The sequence below is a fragment of the Paenibacillus sp. MDMC362 genome (assembly GCF_003269305.1).
Taxonomy (GTDB): Bacteria; Bacillota; Bacilli; order Paenibacillales; family Paenibacillaceae; genus Paenibacillus_AQ.
This window is the reverse complement of record NZ_QLYT01000029.1, coordinates 160,955-178,683: the sequence shown is the minus strand read 5'-3', so window position 1 is coordinate 178,683 and position 17,729 is coordinate 160,955. Positions and strand designations below refer to the sequence as shown.

Below are 17,729 nucleotides of genomic sequence, written 5' to 3'. Positions count from 1 at the left end.
TATCAATGAGATAATTTCATTATGACCCTTCCATTATACACCAGGTAATGGCACCGCTTCATCATAACGTATGGCACGAAAACCAAGCCGCTCACTAATCTCATTCAAGTCCTCCCGTGCAAGAAAAGAAGCCTCCTGATCGCGTCCGCACGCCAGCTCCTCCCCATCCACTTGAGCATTGCCGCACTGCACCATTTCCTCCGAATACAATGCCGGATGGGACAGGAAGAAATACTGGTCATCCGTTAAGCCGCCGAGCACCCTTTCAAACGACTCGACCCCGCCTGGTACGCCGCCCGGGAAAAAATTGTAGTAATGGCGATGGTTAATTAGCCCCTTCGCTTCAATCCAGCGGTCCAGCTCTTCCTGCAGCCCTGGTATGAAGCGCTCCGGCAGCATATGAGAATCGACATAAGAAATGCTGAAGCCTGCTGCGGTCAGTTTATCAAGCTGGGCTTCGCATTCCAAGAGGATCTCCTGCAGCAAAGGCGGATGATCCTGAAACAGGAACGGATCCTGATAGAAATAACCGGCCTCATCGACAAGCGAAGGAACCTGTTCCTTCGCGGCAACAGGTCCCCAGCGTACGTTATCCCACTCCGCGTTCAGCGTCATATGGAAGCCGAAGCAGATGTCCTTGCGATGCGCCATCAGCTGCGCGGCCTCGCCAAGATAAGGACCGGGCGCCATGATGGACACGTTTTTAATGAACCCGGCCTCAACGGCCTTGGCAATTGCAGCATTGGCGGAACGGCTGGAAGCATAATCGTCGGCCCTCGTAATGATCCGCCTCATTTTACCGCACCTGCCGCAATCCCTTTGATGATGTATTTCTGAGCGAAAATATAGAAAATGACAACCGGGATGATCGTCAGCGTCAAGCCGGCCATCGCCTGGTTCCACACAATAGTGAACTCCCCGAAGAAATAGAAGGTTGACAGCGGGATCGTCCGCAGCCCTTTATCCGACAACGTCAGCGATGGAAGCAGGTAGTCGTTCCACAGCGCAATGACGTTCAGGATCGCGATGGTCACGCTGATGTTCTTCAGCAGCGGGAACACGATTCGCCAGAACACGCCCAGCTTGGAGCAGCCGTCCAGCGTAGCTGCCTCCTCCAGCGCAACCGGTACGGATTTGATGAACCCGTGGTACAGGAAGACCGCCATACTGGACGTAAAACCGACGTTCATATAGATCAACCCCTCATGGGTGTTGAGCATCGGAATGTGCAGATTGGTGCGAATCCAGTCCATCACCTGCATCAGCGGCATCATCAGCGTCTGGAAGGGAATCAGCATGGTCGCCACGAAGGTGAAGAAAATAACTTTGCTCAGCTTATTATCCGTCCGCACCAGCATCCATGCCGTCATGGAGGCAAGCACGATGACGATAATCACCGAGATGACGGTGACATACAGCGAGTTGCCCAGAGCGGTGAAGAAATTCATCTTCTCCATCGCGGATATATAGTACTCAAAGCTGAAGGAGGAAGGCAGCGCGAGCGCATTCTCATACAGCTCCGCACGATCCTTAAAGGAGTTAATCAGCATGATGAAGACCGGAGACAAGAAGACCAGCGAGGCGAGGAACAGCAAAATGTCGAGCAGCCATTTCCCTGATTTCTTCATTACATCTGCACCTCTCTTCTCTTCGTGATGATAACTTGCGTCAGCGTAAGTCCGGCCACAATCAGGAAGAAGATGATCGCTTTTGCCTGACCTAAACCATAATTACCGTAAGCAAAAATCTCGTTGAAAATATTCATCGCAAACATCTCCGTCGCATTGCTCGGTCCGCCCTTGGTCAACGACAGGTTCACGTCATAGATTTTGAACGCCCCGGACAGCGTCAGGAACAGACAGATCGTGAACGAAGGCATTAACAACGGGAACACGATGTTCTTCAGTCGCTGCCACAGGTTCGCGCCGTCGACCTTGGCTGCCTCCATCAATTCATCCGGAATCCCCTGGATGCCCGCAATGTAGATGATCATCGTATAACCCGCCAGTTGCCAGGTGAATACGGCGACGATGGCGTACAGCGCAAACTGCGGATGCAGCAGCCAGTTAAAGAACACGCTGTCAAATCCGGTCTTCTCGCCCAAGAAGCTGAAGGCATCCGTAAAAATAAACTGCCAGATGTAGCCCAGAATCAGGCCGCCGATGAGGTTCGGCATAAAGAACATCGTTCGCGCCGCATTTCTCGAGCGGAGCTTCGTCGTTACCAACAGGGCAAAACCCAAACCCAGAATGTTGACGCATACCAGCGCGAGCAGCGTGAATTGAACCGTATGCCAAGCCGATGACAGGAATCGTTCGTCCTGGAACAGCTGAACGTAATTATCAAATCCTACGAATACTTTGGGATTTGCCGGAATGCCATCCCAATTTACGAAAGAGTACACAATCCCGATAATAAACGGGATGAGAACCACAGTCGTGAAAATAAACAGAAGCGGCACCGTAAACAAGGCAAACCAGGCTTTATCCTTTCTTTTGCTCATAATCCATACCTTCTTTCCGTTCCGGATGATTCCCGCAAGGCGGCATCAAACCTTGAATTCGTGTTAGAAAAAACAAAAGCCTAACGCTCATCATCCGAACGTCTGAGGCTAGGCTTTCATTTTCATGGAATTGTTATTTCAGGTGGTTATCGTTTTGCCTCGATTATTTCGATGCTTTCGCCCACACTTCATCCAGCTTCTGCAGGAACTGCTCTCCTGTCATACCCGGATTCATGAAGTATTCCTGCGTTGCCGGAGCCAGGTCATTGGTGATGATTCCCGATGGGAAGTAGTTCAACGCCCAAGTGATCGTCTCACCCTTCGTGGTTGCTTCGTGCACCGCTTGAGACAATGGATCCAGATCGCCCGCTTCAATATTCGTTAGAGCCGGAATGAATTTGAAATCGTCCACGATGGCTTTTTTGCCGCTGTCGCTAGTAAAGAGCCAGTTCAGGAATGCGTTCGCGGCTTTAACTTCTTCAGCGTCCGCCTGATTGTTCACGACCCAGTAGCTGGCCACGCCGACGGCGATTTTATCGTTGCCGGCAAGCGGGAACGGCATCATGCCCACCTTGGAGCCGAAATCGCCGAAATCCGCAAGCATGGAATAACTCCAGTTGCCTTGGTGCACCATAGCCGTTTTTTCCGTAGCGAAGTCGCCCATTTGGCTATCGTATTTCACTTCCAGCGGATTCTTGGTGTTGGCCTTGATCACGTCCATGAATTTAGCCCACTCTTGGAACTCCTTCGTATCGGCCATCTTCACTTCGCCCTTGTTCAGCTGGTCGATAAAGGCCAGCGGATCGGATTGAAGCGCAAACGGCGTGTTGATGATATGTCCGATCAGGAAGTATGCCTCTTGGGACAGGCTCAAACCGTTCTTGCCGTCAGCCTTCAGCTGCTCCAGCGTCTTCGTGAAGGAATCCAGGTCCTTCATGTTAGCCGGATCCACCAGATCCTTGTTATACACGAGACCGAAGCCCTCTACGCCGTATGGAACGCCGACCGTTTTATCATCGACCTTCAATTCCATGTCAGGCGCGATGTTCTTCACATACTCTTCGCCGCTCAAATCGGAGAAATAGGATTTCAGCTTCTCGGACTCGGGCCCTGGAGCCACGCTGAATATCGTCGGTCCCTGGTTGCTGCTGAGCTTCGCTACCAGCTGTTGCGAATAAGCGTCACCTGCGGCACCCCATACTTCAACTTCATTGCCGGTTTCTTCTTTATAGGTTTTAACCAAAGCTTCAAGAGGTTCTGTAATTTCAACTTTCGATTGGAAGAGCGTAATCTTCTTCAGCTTATCTCCCCCATCACCACCGGATGCTGCTCCAGAATCTTTGTCAGATGTACCACCGCAGGCTGCAAGTGTTGCAACCAAAGCCGTTGCTGTAAGTATGCTAAATACCTTTTTTACTTTTTTCAAGTGACACGCCTCCCCCTTAAGGACTCTATAAAGTAAAACGTTTACAAACCCATCATAGGGCGGTTTACCTAGAATGTCAATAAAAATTGTACGCGTTTTCATAAAAATACTAAGTAAAAAAAACTAGTAAAATTATTGATATTTTACTAGTTACAATCATAAAGTTTATCTCACCGTTTTTCTCCACTGGATGGTGGCATTCAGCTTAAAGGGCTCCCTGCCCGTTGTGCCCTTGATCATCTCGAGCAGCTCCTTCGCCGCCAAATAACCGCTTTCATAACGAGGGATCGCAATCGTGGTCAAACCGGCCATAGCCGCCGCATCCGAGTTATCGAATCCGGTGATCGAGATATCCTCCGGGACCCGTATTCCGTTCTCTTCCAAAGCTTTGATCGCGCCGAGAGCCATATTGTCATTCGCACAGACCAGAACTTCAGGCAAGGCATTGCTCAGGATCAGAATTTTGGCGGCCTGATATCCGCTTTCCTCGCTGTAATCGCCATGGAAGTAATTGCGGCGGTCAAACACGATGCCATTCTTCGCAAGCGTATCCATAAATCCGGCGAACCGCTCCTTGTGATCCAGGGTAAACTCCAGGCCGCCGATGTACCCGAAATTCGTAAACTGTTTATCCACCAAGGCCTGGACCATTTCACACATCACGGGGTAATTGTCCACGATCACGCTTTTGGTGTTGGCGTACTCGTTATCAATAATCCGGTCCATGAGAACGACAGGGAATTGCGGCGTGGCTACCGAGACTAAATATTCGTCCGTCATATTCCGATCCAAACTTATGGTACCGCTTGCAAATTTGCTGCGCATAAAATTGGTGCTGGATTTATTCGTACAGATGATAAGGTCGTATCCATTCTCCGTCAGGCAATGGCTGATCCCCTTGATGATCTTTAAATAATAATCGCGATCAAAGTCGCTGAAGACGAATATAATCGTGTTGCTTTTATCGGATTTGGTTGACTTATGCGGAAAATAGCCGTGCTCCGAGCATAATCTCAGCACCCGCTCCCTCGTCTCCCGCCCCACGTTCTTGCGCCCGTTCAGCACGTTGGACACTGTAGACACCGAGACATCCGCGAGTTTTGCAATTTCCTTCAAACCACTCATGAATCCTATCCCCTCTCCAAAGGCGTTAGTAAATTTAATATAACATGGATTTATTTTTAATAAAATTTACTTATTTTGCTTGGATGAGATTTTCCTTGCGGTATCATCCTTATCATTGCTTGTCATGGTACACTGCTCAGGTTAGAAACCCTTTGTTCGTCACAGCAAAAAGCAGGCCGCGCGAATCCATCGCCCTGACCTGCTAAATCAGGTAGATGCCACTAATCACCATCATGGGCGGTGTTGCCGCCGGGCTGGGTATCTCGCTGCTAACGCGTTCTTCCGTTAAGGACTGGGTCGATGCCGGGAAATTGCAGGCCTTCCAAATCCCCAAGCGTTACCGCAGCTCCAAGGTCCATTTTGTATTCCGGCGCGACCTGTTTCGCACCAGCGCCTTTAATCATTTTATTGAGCCGTTTGAGAAGACCGAATAAATACTTCGACCGGAACGGGACAAACCGTGGCCCTATGGGTCACGGTTTCTTGACGAGCCAAACACGCTTATCTCGGTATTTGGTCTGCCGAAGGCTGCAGAAAACCCGACACCTCGGGAGCCAGCACTTCCGGCGCCATCATCACGGCAGAATGATCCTGACCAGACAGCATGCGATGCTCGCACTGAGGGAGCAAGTCAACCAATGCGCTCGCTGCCCCATGGAACACAGGTCCGCTGTTCTCGCCCGTCATCACCATGACCGGTACGTCGACATCCCAGCGAGCCGTTGGCAGCGGTTGACCGGATTGCGTGCTCCCCATAATCATGCCGTCATAGGCCAATGTATGCGCCATGCCCTCCATGACCTGCCAAGAAGGATCTGCCTTCATGAATTCTACATATTCCGCAGGGATTCCCAGCGCTGCCGTCATGAAATATTCTACGGCATCGCTGCGTCGATGCTCGGCCATCAGCGCATTCAAATGCTGCACGTATTCCGCCGGTACGGGTTCGCGGCTATCGTCAATGATAAACGGCGGCTCATATAAAAACAGTTTTCTAACTTTACTGCTTCCGAGTCTGCTCGCCGCATCCAGCGCCAGAACAGCGCCCGAAGAACTTCCGAATACATACGCGCTGCCGCCCGCCTCCTGAATAAGGGAATCGATATCTTCGATCTCACGTTCAACGGCATACGGGGCCGTATCCATACTGCTGCCTCGTCCCCGTCGATCATAATTGTAGACGGTAAAATGTTCAGATAGAAGCTCACCGAGGCGCTTTGTATCGTTGTGATCCGAAGCTGCCGCAGCTACAAGGATAACAGCCGGACCAGCCCCTTTCTTTTCATAAAAAATTCGGGTACCGTCATTCGACATCACGTAGTTCATGATCCGTCTCTCCTTTTATTGTCCTTTTATGTACAAACTTATTTCGTCCTCGAACCGTTCCAGCGTATCCGTGTACCCTTCCACCATTCCCATGACTTCCGCAGCTTCCAGTTCCTTCGCACTTGCAAAATGGGTTATGATGCTTAGCCTGGTTCCGTCTCCGTCCTCTTCAAACGCAACCGAGGTCAACATGTCGCTGCCGGCTACGGAATTCCAGTTCTGATCCGTGAATGTGTCTGTATATACGAGCCTCGATAACTCCGCCACTTCGGAGTAGGTCGCCTTGCAAAAGGCTTCTTCCCCTTCTCCCACCGCTTCGGGAGCCAGTTTGTAGCGCCATACGCCGCCCGGTCTGACATCCATCTCGTATACCGTGGCACTCCAATTCTTTGGCCCCCACCAGCGTTCGATGTGTTCCGGCTTAGTCCATCCCTGCCAGGACAGCTTCAGTGGTATCGATACGACACGCTCCACGATCAGCTTCCGCTGCTCCCGATCTTTGGTGACAATGCTCTTTCCACCCATATGAATTCCTCCTGTCTGTGAAATCGGCTCTGCGCGCAGAGCCGTAATTATCTGTCCGATCTACTAAAAAATTGATTAACTCTCCTTTCCGTTGAAGTCGCTCATATAGTCCTCGAACCTGTCGAGTCTTTCTTCCCATAGTCGACTGAACGAATCGAGCCAGACGTCCAGTTCCTGAAACGGCTGGGCTTCAAGACTATAGATGCGCTGCTGTGCGTTCTTACGGACTTTCACCAACCCGGCCTCGCTCAGTATCCGCAGATGGCGGGATACTTGGGGCTGGCCGATGCCCAGAATCTCTACGATGTCGCTGACCGATCTCGAGCCTTGCTTTAAGAGTTCAACGATGTTGAAGCGGTTCGGCTCTGAGATCGTAGACAGGGTTAATTGCATAGCTGAAGTGTTCATGTTTAGAATATACACTTAAACGTATATACATGTCAATAAATATATTGATTTTGATTTTTCCACATCATTTTTTGACATCAAAAAAAATGGCAACCGTTCACTCGGCATGGCTTCAGGGTCTAACCAGATATCCAAATTAGCACAGCTAATGCTCCAGTGGCTATGCCCTACTCACCTGTCCAGGGACTCTAAAAACATCAAAAAAGAGGCCCCGTATAGCGGCCTCTTTGCTATAAACTACTCTATAAATTATGATCATTCAAAGCTATAAAGCTTTCAGACAGTCCTTATGGCTGAATGGACACCTGATGCAACTGCATGATGCCATTCGGATGCCGCCAGAAGCCCTCCACTTTGCTGCTGACTCCGTTTAAATACTCCTGATGATGAATATACAGCATCGGCGCTAACTCAACCAGCTTCTCCTGCGCCTGTTTATAGATGAGCTTGCGCTTCTCCGGATCATTCTCTTTGCGCCCGTCATCCAGCAGTTTATCCAGTTCCGAATCCTTCGTAAAGGTACGGTTGCCCGGCTCCCCTACATTTTTGGAATGGAATAATTCATACATGCCATAGTCGGCATCGGCCGTTACCGTGGACCATCCGAGAACAAACATATCATGCTTGCCTTCTGCGGTTTGGGCCAGATATGCTCCCCACTCCACCACTTCGATTTTGACTTCGACGTTCAACTCCTTCAGCTTGGATTGTACGTACTCGGCGATCTTAATCCGTTCCGGATTGTCATTGGTCCAGATGGTCGTCGAGAAACCACCCTCGTAGCCGGCCTCCTTCAACAGCTCTTTCGCTTTGTCGATGTTATGTTCGATCGGCTTGACGGTAGCATCATAGCCGTTCACGTCCGGTGCCAGCGGACCGACGGCAGGGATGCCCGTGCCTTCGTAGATACCCGAGATGATCTCATCCTTGTTGATGGCCATCGATAAGGCTTGCCGCACCCTTACGTCGTTGAACGGCTCTTTGTTATTGTTAAACCCGATATACGACAGACTCAGCGATGCCTGACGGTTCAGGGACATGCCGTCCGTGCTCTCAATGCGGCTGATGCTGCTCGGTGACACCGGATCGATAATATGCGCATAACCGGTTTCCAGCTCCGCGATCCGCGTTCCTTCTTCGCTTACGACCTTGAACGTGACCCGTTCGACCTTCGCTTTATCTCCCCAATAATCGGCATTCGCAACCAGCTTCACTTCCTGTCCCGGGTTCCAGCTCTCTAATTTGAATACGCCCGTGCCTACAGGGTTCTGCGCCAGATACGCGCCTGCCTTCTCTCCTGCCTTCAGCTTCTCGTAATCCAGCTTGATGGCTTCCGCACTAACCATGCTCACCGCAGAATGGGCCAGATGGGCAAGCAGCGGCGAGAAGGCATACTCGGTCACGAGCTGCACCGTGGATTCGTCAACGACTTTAACCTCTTTAATCATGCCGACAAGCGATGCGCGCGGAGAAGCCACCTCCGGATCCTGCATACGATCAATGTTGGCTTTGACTACCTCTGCATTGAACGGTGAGCCGTCCGTAAACTTCACGCCTTGTCTCAGCTTGAACTCCCAGGTCAATTCATCGATTGCTTTCCAGCTCTCGGCAAGCCCCGGTTGAATATTCAGATCCTTATCATGAATCACCAGCGTGTTATAGATATGTGTTGTCATTACACTCGTTTGCTGGTCCGTCGACATATGAGGGTCCATGGATGGCGGATCAGAAAGCCAGGCAATCACAAGCTCATTCGCACCGGTATTGGCCGTTCCTTCGGGAGGGTCTTTGGCCCCCGGCTCAGGAGCTGGCGTATTGGTGCCGCTTGGCGGCGTTTCGGGGTTACTGCTCTTGCTTGGACTGCCGCACGCCGACATCACTACGGTAAGTATGAACAGGATGCAGACAAGCCATTTGAATCTTCTATTACCTGTCATGTGAAACTAACTCCCCCTTCTCAATCAAAATAGGAAAATATTTCATACACAGTTAACATATATTTTACTATTTGATATTTATACCAGTAGAAGCCAGATTTACCTCACGTTTCTACGACACCAATTCTGACATCCATACTTGGAGAAAGGATGATTTCACGTGCCTAACATGACCGCTGATGCCAGAGCACAAGAATTGCTCCCTAGTGGAACCCGCCTTGCACAATGGAAATCTTTCTACCACCGTCTGAAGAAGAACAAAGCAGCCTTATTCGGGGGCTATTTTCTCCTGCTGATGATTCTTATCGCGATTTTCGGCCCCCTGCTCACCCAGTATGATCCGACCAAAGTGGATTATTCTACGAAACTGCTAAAGCCGTCCGCTGCCCACTGGTTTGGTACGGACCACAACGGAAGAGATATTTTTACAAGGATTATCCATGGCATGCGTCTCACGCTCTCGGTCGGTTTTATCTCGGTCATCATCGGAGCAGCCTTTGGTGTCTTGCTCGGAATCATCTCCGGCTATTACGGAGGTAAATGGGATGCACTCATTATGAGAATTACCGATGTTATGCTGGCGTTCCCCGGCATTCTGCTGGCTTTGGCGGTTGTCAGCGTCCTTGGAAAAAATCTGTTCAACGTGATCATCGCCGTCAGCATCTTCTCGATCCCCACCTTTGCCAGAGTCGTGCGCGGCTCGACGCTGGCCGTCCGCAAACTCGAATATATTGATGCCATGCGTTCGCTGGGCGCAAGCGATGGACGAATCATCTTCGGGCATATTTTGCCGAATATCACATCCCCTATCATCGTGCAGGCTACGCTGCGGATTGCCGTCGCTATCCTGACCGCCAGCGGCCTCTCCTTCCTCGGACTTGGCGCACAGCCGCCGACGCCGGAGTGGGGAGCGATGCTGAATGATGGGCGCAACTATATTATGGATCACCCCCATGTTGCCCTGTTCCCCGGTTTATCGATCGTGTTCGTTGTCATCGCATTTAATCTGCTGGGCGACGGCTTGCGAGATGTTCTTGACCCGAAAATGAAAAAATAATGAAAGGAGCTGCCGGGCCATGCTCATCTATTCCATTCGAAGGCTGATTCAGACCATACCCGTTGTCATTGGCGTAACCATCGTTGTCTTCCTGCTGATGCACCTCATTCCGGGAGACGCGGCGCAGGTCATTATCGGGGAAGGGGCACCCAAGGAGCAGGTCGAGAAGATCCGCGAGAACCTGGGATTGAACGATCCGCTGCCGCTTCAATATTGGAACTACGTCAGCGGCTTGCTGCAGGGGGATTTGGGAGATTCGATCCGCAGCAGCCGCCCCATCGCCGATGAAATATTCAAAAGCCGGTTCTGGATCACCGTCGAGCTTGCCGTGTACTCTACGATCCTGGCCGTATTCCTTGGCATTCTGGCCGGCATCATCTCCGCCATCAAAAAAAGCTCGCCTGCCGATATTGGCGTCATGTTCATCGCCCTGTTCGGACTGTCGATGCCAAATTTCTGGCTGGGATTGATGCTGATCCAATATTTTGCCGTCGATTTGGGCTGGTTCCGTCCCTCCGGCTGGGGCACGTGGTCGCAGACCGTCCTTCCCGTGATCACGCTCGGAACCGGCGGCGCCGCGATTATTGCCCGAATGACCCGTTCCAGCATGCTGGAGGTCATCGGCCAGGATTATATCCGAACCGCCCAAGCCAAGGGCGTCCGGGAGCGCGTCATTATCTACCGGCATGCCTTGAAAAATGCCATGATTCCCGTCATCACCGTCATCGGCCTGGAATTCGGCGGCCTGCTGGGCGGGGCGGTGCTGACCGAGTCTGTATTCGCCGTGAACGGCATGGGGCGCTACGTCATCGACTCGATCCGGGCAAGGGATTTTCCGGTTGTACAGGCAACCGTACTGGTGCTCTCGATCATGTTCGTGCTCGTAAACCTACTCGTGGACATCTCCTACCGCTACTTCAACAAGCGCATTGATTTTGATTGATTGGCGAGTTCCCGTCTATTGCGGTTTGAGTGTAGGCGGACACGGCGGGATTCACTATCTGGCGAAAACCGAGCTATATTTGCGGACTTATAACCCACTGATTACTGTAGCCGAGCCGTTTGGGGGGGCCCATACGGACACACGATCCGCTAATCGAACATTTGGGGCCTATCGGGACACACGACCTGGGAGCCCATTCGGACACACGATCCACTATTTGCCGATAATCGACCTATTTTCGTGTATATGCGGACACACGATTCGTTAATGTATCCAAAATCACGGATTACTCCTGGAATATCTCGCAATAACGGATCTGGTGTCCTCAACCTGCTGCTAAAAGGCGGAATTTAATGAAATAGCGGAACCTGAGTCCTCAAATAAGCTAATGTGGCCAACTGAGCTCATTTTAAGTCCATGCACACCTTCGATGTATAGAAGTTACGGGCCATTGCGGATTTTAAACCCACTAATTACTGTAATCGAGCCGTTGGGGGAGCCTATTCGGACAACGATCCGCTATTTTCTGATAACCGACCTATTTTCGAGGCTATGCGGACATTTAACCCACTAGTTACTGCAATCGAACTGTTTAGGAGGCCTTTCGGACACACGATTCGCTATTTACCGAAAACCGATCCATTTGCGAGTCCATCCGGACAGAGGATCCGTTAATGCACCCAAAATCACGAATTTAGCCCGCAATATCTTGCAATAGCGGATCTCATGTCCTCATACCTCCACTAAAAGGCAGAAAACAAAGGAATAGCGGAACCATTGTCCTCTAATATCATCAATCGCTAATCCAGAACAATCGAGCTGGGTGTGTACCATACGGACGCATGATCGGCTATTTACCGAAAAGCGATTCATTTGTGAGTCCGCACGGACACGCGATTTCCAAAGCCAATTGAAAGCGAAGGGAGCTTAGACAAGATGGAACAGCACGCATCAAATCTGCTTACGATCAAGAACCTGCGCACCTCTTTTTTCACCGAACTGGGCGAAGTGAAAGCTGTGGATGATATCAGCCTAACCGTACGCAAGGGGAGGACGCTCGGGATCGTAGGCGAATCCGGTTCGGGAAAAAGCATTTTGTCCTTGTCTATCCTGCGGCTGATCTTTCATCCGGGACGAATCGTCGGCGGCCAAATCCTATATAACGGTGTGAATCTGCTCGAACAATCGGACCGGCAGATGCGCAAAATAAGGGGCAATCAGATCTCAATGATCTTCCAGGAGCCAATGACATCGCTCAATCCGGTCTTCACCGTCGGCGATCAGATCGCGGAGGCCTACCAAATCCATGAGAATCTAAGCAAAAAACAAGCGATGGACAAAGCCGTTGAGATGTTGAAACTGGTCGGCATTCCCTCTCCGGAAAAAAGAGTCCGGCAATACCCCTTCCAGTTATCCGGCGGTATGCGCCAACGTGTCATGATTGCCATGGCGCTGGCATGCAATCCGGATCTGCTCATTGCAGACGAGCCGACTACGGCGCTTGACGTGACCATTCAGGCCCAAATTCTGGAGCTGATGAAAGACCTGCAGCGGAAGCTGCAGATGTCGATTATTTTTATCACTCATGATCTGGGCATCGTCGCGGAAACCTGCGATGACGTAGCCGTCATGTACTGCGGAAAAGTCGTGGAATATACCGATGTACGGACCCTATTCAAACATCCGAAGCACCCCTACACCATTGGCCTGATGAACTCACTGCCACGGCATGATATCGATAAGGAAACGCTGGAGCCGATTAAAGGCTCGGTTCCAAGTCCCTATGACCCGCAGGAAGGCTGCCGCTTCGCCCCCCGCTGTCCCCATGCAATCAAGCTGTGCTATGACAAACTGCCGGAGCTTCAGGCGCTGGAGGATAACCAGCAAGTTAGGTGTTGGAAATATACCGATCAATGGGAGCCGGAAAGCGAGGTGAACGTTCTGCCATGAGCAAAGAGCTGTTAACGGTAAAAAATCTCAAGCAGTATTTTCCGATCAAGGGCGGCGTCCTGGGCCGTACCGTCAACGTCGTAAAAGCCGTGGATGATATTTCGTTCTCCGTACGTGAGGGGGAAACTGTCAGTATCGTGGGCGAATCCGGCTGCGGCAAATCAACCACGGGCCGGGCTATCCTGAGGCTGGACGAACCGACCTCCGGCGAGGTGATGTTCGAAGGAAGCGATCTGCTCTCCCTGAACAAAGCCCAGATGAATCGAAGGCGTAAAGACTTGCAAATGATTTTTCAGGACCCCTATGCTTCGCTGAATCCCAGGAAGACAGCGCTGCAAGTCCTGGAAGAAGCGATGGACATTCAGAATGTTGTTCCAAAGAAGGACCGGCGGGGACGGGCCATCGAGCTTCTGGAAACGGTCGGCCTGGCCGCCTATCAAGCCAATCGGTACCCGCATGAATTCAGCGGCGGACAACGGCAGCGAATTGGGATTGCCCGCGCCTTGTCCGTGAATCCCAAGCTGATCATCAGCGATGAAGCAGTCTCTGCGCTTGACGTGTCCATCCAGGCACAGGTGCTCAATCTGATGAAGTCGCTGCAAACCGAATTCAAGCTGACCTATCTGTTTATCTCTCATGATCTCGGGGTTGTCCGGCATATTTCGGACCGAATTATTGTGATGTATTTGGGGACAATCGTGGAAATCGCGGATAAGCACTCCCTTTTCCGGCGCCCGCAGCATCCTTACACCCGCGCCCTGCTGTCAGCCATCCCGACGCTGGATCCCGAGCGCAAGAAGGAACGCATCATTCTCAAGGGAGATGTTCCGTCCCCGATCAACCCGCCTTCCGGCTGCCGGTTTCATACCCGCTGCATGTATGCCACGGATCGCTGCCGAACCGAAGCTCCGTTGCTTCGGGAAGTCGATGAGCGCGGAGGCCATCAGGCGGCCTGCCACTATATCCAAGAGATCGCAGCCGGTGCGCTGGAAAAAGGTGTAGCTTATACACCGCCGAACGGATAACGGCATCTCTCTATAAAAGAGAAAAAAGCGAGAGCCCAAGGTCTCGCTTTTTCTTTTGCAAAAGTTTAGCCTGCTAGTCGAAATCGAGGGATAATCTCCTATACTTTTACCTGGTTCTCACCACGCCTGTTACATGCAATGCAAAATCCTCCGCATGACGCCGCAGCTCTTCATCCGTCAGCTGCATAGCATTATGAACGGTAAATACCGGCAAGTACAACGCGCCCACCAGGCTCGCCGTCACTTCATAGGGCCGGGTTAGCTCTTTCACCGTGTAGCGGTTGTATCCTTCGCTGCTGCAGGCTTCCGTGGCTCTGCCGGTCGTAACGGCTAGGTCCCACTCTTTTCCATGGAGCTTGTCACCGCCGGGACCATACGCCCATCCAAAGGTCAGCACCTCGTCGAACCAATGCTTCAGAAGGGGCGGAGAACTGTACCACCAAAAAGGGAATTGAAACACGAGGCGGTCATGCTGGAGCAGCATTTGATGTTCGGCCTCGATATCGATGTGTCCATCCGGATACCGATGATAGAGGTCATGCACCGTCACCTCATGATGATGTCTCACCGTTTCGATTAGTTCGCGATTGATCCGTGACCCCTCATGCAGACCCGGATGTGCAACGATTACCAGTGTCCTCATGTCTGGTCCCACCTTTTTTTGTCTCGTATATGTATACAAAAGGTATCAAGCCCGGATACGCCCATATATGAGAAATGTCACAGGTAGCATTATCGGTCTGTGATACTGTAGCAAGGAACATAGCGGGCGGAAAAAGTACGCCAAGGGAGGAGAATGAGAACGTGGCCCTTGTTATTCAAAATGTCAGACTGGCCCATCGCATCTATCGACTTACCGTTCAAGGCAGCTATTCGGCACGAATGGGACAGTTCTTCATGCTGCGCTGCTGGGATGCCTATCCCGTGCTGTCACGACCGATCAGCATCCATAACCTGACGGAGGACTCCGTTTCCTTCTTATATCGCGTGCACGGAACTGGCACATGGCTGCTGTCAGCGCTTCAAGCTGGTGACAAGATTCAGCTGGAGGGGCCCTTCGGGCAAGGATTCCCTAAGCCGCAAGGCCGGACGGCACTGGTAGGAGGCGGCATTGGAGCAGCCCCGCTGCTGCTGGCTGCGAAGGAAATTCCTCAATCCAGCGTCTATCTGGGATATACCGGGGTGCCCTTCGCGGTCAACGGATTTCACGAAATAAACCGCAATGTCACCGTCAAATCCGGCGGCACCATTGTAGATGCCGTGGACCCGAGCCGCTATGACACGATATTCGCATGCGGACCGGTTGCCATGATGCACAGTCTGGCCCAAAAAGCGGAAGGTACCAATGCCAAGCTCCACGTCTCCATCGAGAAGCGAATGGGCTGCGGCATCGGGGCATGCAACAGCTGCACGTTAACCTCCGCTGGCTCAAGCCGCAAGGTATGCACCGATGGCCCCGTATTTCCGGCGAAGGAGGTGAACTGGAATGATCTCCATCGATTGTGAACTGGCGGGTGTACCGCTGGCGAACCCGATTTTGGCGGCATCGGGCACGTTTGGATTTGGCAAACCGTATGCGGATCTGTATCCGCTTCGCAAGCTTGGAGGCATTATCTCCAAGGGACTGACCCTGACTCCACGAATCGGCAATTCAGGAACACGGCTTTATGAAACGCCATCCGGCATCATGAACAGCATTGGCCTTGAGAATCCGGGCATCCACGCTTTTCTGGAGCATGAATTATCCGTGATGACCTCGCACGGGACGGCGGTCGTCGTCAATCTTGGCGGCGGCACCATGCGGGAATATACGGAGGGGGCCGAGCTGCTTACCGAAGCCAGCCTCAAGTTACGGTCATCCGGCAAACGAGCCGTGGACATGATCGAGCTCAACATCTCCTGCCCCAACATTAAGGAAGGTGGGCTGGCCTTCGGCGTTGAGAATGAGCAGGCTCAAGAGGTGGTTCGCGCAGTCCGGAAAGCGACCACCCTGCCGCTGCTCGTCAAGCTCTCTCCCGGTGCAAGGGATTTGAAGGAGATGGCACGCATGTGTGAAGCCGAAGGCGCTGATGGTCTTTCGCTCATCAATACGATCCAAGCGATGGCGATTGATATTCGGGAACGGCGAAGCGTTTTTGACAGAGCCTACGCCGGGTTGTCCGGGCCGGCAATTAAGCCGATAGCGCTCCGCATGGTCCATCAGGTAGCACGGTCAGTATCCATCCCGGTTGTTGGAATCGGCGGAATCAGCAGCGCCGAGGACATTCTCGAATTCATCATGGCTGGTGCAACAGCCATACAGATCGGAACCCACAACTTCATCAACCTGCGCGCAGGCGATACCCTGGCCGAAGAATTGATGGAATTGATGGAAAGCGAAGGCATCCAATCGCTGGATGACATTCGAGGCATCATCTGACCCATGGTGCTTCATGTGCAATCCGGGAATCAGCTCGAACATGAAGCACCGGCACTCTTTGTGATTTTTTTCACCGATAACTATTCCTTTTAAGAATAAAATGAACTCAAGAACAATATTTGTGAAGTAATTCACAAAATTATAGGAGGAAACCAGAATGAAAAGGACACTCTCTCTATCTCTCTCCGTCATGTTGATGTTTGCGCTGCTCGTAGGCTGCGGAGGCAACGGAGACAAAGAGCCTGTCACCACGGACAAACCGGCAGAAAGCCAAAACACGGATACCCCAACTAATGCGGAACAGCCTGCACAAGAAGGAGCCCTGCAGGACGGCTTATATTACGCTGAAGGCGAGTTTGCCGAAGACTCCGGCTGGAAGGAACTTGTTGCCATTAAGGTCGAAGGCGGCAAGATCGTCAGCGCCAACTGGAACGGACTTCATAAGGACGGAGGCTTGGACAAAAAGACATTTTCCGAAAAAGGCTTCTACGGCATGAAGGAAAAAGGCGGTGCTCAAGCGGAATGGCATGAGCAGGCAGCCAAAATGGAGGAATACCTGGTGACTCAGCAGTCGGTTGAAGGCTTGACCTTGAACGACGAAGGCCGCACCGATGCAGTATCCGGGGTATCGATCCATGTCAACGGGTTTACCGAGCTGGCAGCAAAAGCGCTGGCAGCGGGGCCTGTTGAAGCAGGACCTTACAAAGACGGCAGCTATCACGCAGAAGCGGCTGATTTTGACGCTAAGTCCGGCTGGAAGGAAACCGTCGACGTTACCGTTATTAAAGGCAAGATCGCCGCTGTCAGCTGGAACGGCATCCATAAAGACGGCGGTACCGATAAAGTTGCCCGTTCCAAATCCGGTGAATACGGCATGAAGAACGGCGGAGCTCAATCTGAATGGCATGAACAGGCTTATCAGGCCGAGCAGTATTTGATTGAAAAACAAGATCCGCAAGCCATCGTAACGGCGGAAGACGGCAAAACCGATGCCATCTCCGGTGTGTCGATCCACGTCAACGGATTTGTAGAGCTGGCAACGAAAGCACTCGAAGGCGCCAAATAAGCACAAGAGCGATAGATAG

Annotated in this window: 18 protein-coding genes; 8 read left to right on the top strand and 10 right to left on the bottom strand. The window is 51.7% G+C overall.

The window, feature by feature from the left end; genetic code table 11:
* Positions 1-33: 33 nt before the first annotated feature.
* The 5 genes from DP091_RS15655 to DP091_RS15635 form a co-directional block, all read right to left on the bottom strand.
* Positions 34-795: a ChbG/HpnK family deacetylase gene (locus DP091_RS15655; protein WP_113059167.1), complete on the bottom strand. Its 762-nt coding sequence runs from the start codon at positions 793-795 to the stop codon at positions 34-36.
* Positions 792-1,628 (bottom strand): carbohydrate ABC transporter permease, encoded by an 837-nt coding sequence (locus tag DP091_RS15650; protein WP_113059166.1) that lies wholly within the window; start codon positions 1,626-1,628, stop codon positions 792-794. Before DP091_RS15650 ends, DP091_RS15655 begins: the two co-directional genes overlap by 4 nt.
* On the bottom strand, positions 1,628-2,503 hold the full coding sequence (locus DP091_RS15645; protein WP_113059165.1) for a carbohydrate ABC transporter permease: 876 nt from the start codon (positions 2,501-2,503) through the stop codon (positions 1,628-1,630). Before DP091_RS15645 ends, DP091_RS15650 begins: the two co-directional genes overlap by 1 nt.
* 163 nt (positions 2,504-2,666) lie before the next feature.
* Complete coding sequence (locus DP091_RS15640; RefSeq protein WP_113059164.1) at positions 2,667-3,929, bottom strand: ABC transporter substrate-binding protein; 1,263 nt, start codon at positions 3,927-3,929, stop codon at positions 2,667-2,669.
* A 165-nt stretch (positions 3,930-4,094) separates the two neighbouring features.
* The gene (locus DP091_RS15635; protein ID WP_071219137.1) at positions 4,095-5,054 is read right to left on the bottom strand and encodes a LacI family DNA-binding transcriptional regulator; all 960 of its coding nucleotides are present in this window, start codon (positions 5,052-5,054) and stop codon (positions 4,095-4,097) included.
* Positions 5,055-5,269: 215 nt separating this feature from the next.
* Between DP091_RS15635 and DP091_RS15630 the strand changes: the two genes are divergently transcribed.
* Positions 5,270-5,488 (top strand): LysR substrate-binding domain-containing protein, encoded by a 219-nt coding sequence (locus DP091_RS15630; protein ID WP_258394546.1) that lies wholly within the window; start codon positions 5,270-5,272, stop codon positions 5,486-5,488.
* Positions 5,489-5,555: 67 nt separating this feature from the next.
* Here the strand turns inward: DP091_RS15630 and DP091_RS15625 are convergent, their stop codons facing one another.
* From DP091_RS15625 to DP091_RS15610, 4 genes are all read right to left on the bottom strand, one after another.
* Positions 5,556-6,380 (bottom strand): alpha/beta fold hydrolase, encoded by an 825-nt coding sequence (locus DP091_RS15625; RefSeq protein ID WP_113059163.1) that lies wholly within the window; start codon positions 6,378-6,380, stop codon positions 5,556-5,558.
* Positions 6,381-6,395: 15 nt separating this feature from the next.
* Complete coding sequence (locus tag DP091_RS15620) at positions 6,396-6,905, bottom strand: SRPBCC family protein (RefSeq protein WP_113059162.1); 510 nt, start codon at positions 6,903-6,905, stop codon at positions 6,396-6,398.
* A gap of 75 nt (positions 6,906-6,980) precedes the next feature.
* Positions 6,981-7,313 carry an ArsR/SmtB family transcription factor gene (locus DP091_RS15615; RefSeq protein WP_258394545.1) on the bottom strand — a complete coding sequence of 111 codons (333 nt, stop codon included), beginning with the start codon at positions 7,311-7,313 and terminating at the stop codon, positions 6,981-6,983.
* Positions 7,314-7,600: 287 nt separating this feature from the next.
* Positions 7,601-9,250 carry a glutathione ABC transporter substrate-binding protein gene (locus DP091_RS15610; protein ID WP_113059160.1) on the bottom strand — a complete coding sequence of 550 codons (1,650 nt, stop codon included), beginning with the start codon at positions 9,248-9,250 and terminating at the stop codon, positions 7,601-7,603.
* Positions 9,251-9,410: 160 nt separating this feature from the next.
* On the opposite strand from DP091_RS15610, the gene nikC reads away from it, so the two are divergent.
* From nikC to DP091_RS15590, 4 genes are all read left to right on the top strand, one after another.
* Entirely contained in the window at positions 9,411-10,307 is an 897-nt protein-coding gene (gene nikC / locus DP091_RS15605) for a nickel transporter permease (protein ID WP_113059159.1), read from the top strand.
* Positions 10,308-10,326: 19 nt separating this feature from the next.
* Positions 10,327-11,250, top strand: a complete 924-nt coding sequence (locus DP091_RS15600) for an ABC transporter permease (RefSeq protein WP_113059158.1) — start codon at positions 10,327-10,329, stop codon at positions 11,248-11,250.
* A 936-nt stretch (positions 11,251-12,186) separates the two neighbouring features.
* Positions 12,187-13,200: an ABC transporter ATP-binding protein gene (locus DP091_RS15595; RefSeq protein ID WP_113059157.1), complete on the top strand. Its 1,014-nt coding sequence runs from the start codon at positions 12,187-12,189 to the stop codon at positions 13,198-13,200.
* The gene (locus tag DP091_RS15590; protein WP_113059156.1) at positions 13,197-14,225 is read left to right on the top strand and encodes an ABC transporter ATP-binding protein; all 1,029 of its coding nucleotides are present in this window, start codon (positions 13,197-13,199) and stop codon (positions 14,223-14,225) included. Before DP091_RS15595 ends, DP091_RS15590 begins: the two co-directional genes overlap by 4 nt.
* A gap of 106 nt (positions 14,226-14,331) precedes the next feature.
* Here DP091_RS15590 and DP091_RS15585 read toward each other — a convergent pair whose 3' ends face one another.
* On the bottom strand, positions 14,332-14,868 hold the full coding sequence (locus DP091_RS15585; protein ID WP_113059155.1) for an NAD(P)H-dependent oxidoreductase: 537 nt from the start codon (positions 14,866-14,868) through the stop codon (positions 14,332-14,334).
* Between the two features lie 161 nt (positions 14,869-15,029).
* Here DP091_RS15585 and DP091_RS15580 point away from each other — a divergent pair, with 161 nt between their 5' ends.
* From DP091_RS15580 to DP091_RS15570, 3 genes are all read left to right on the top strand, one after another.
* Complete coding sequence (locus DP091_RS15580) at positions 15,030-15,731, top strand: dihydroorotate dehydrogenase electron transfer subunit (RefSeq protein WP_113059154.1); 702 nt, start codon at positions 15,030-15,032, stop codon at positions 15,729-15,731.
* Entirely contained in the window at positions 15,712-16,644 is a 933-nt protein-coding gene (locus DP091_RS15575; protein ID WP_113059153.1) for a dihydroorotate dehydrogenase, read from the top strand. The genes DP091_RS15580 and DP091_RS15575 overlap by 20 nt, the downstream gene beginning before the upstream one ends.
* 157 nt (positions 16,645-16,801) lie before the next feature.
* Positions 16,802-17,710: an FMN-binding protein gene (locus tag DP091_RS15570; protein WP_113059152.1), complete on the top strand. Its 909-nt coding sequence runs from the start codon at positions 16,802-16,804 to the stop codon at positions 17,708-17,710.
* Positions 17,711-17,729 lie beyond the last annotated feature (19 nt).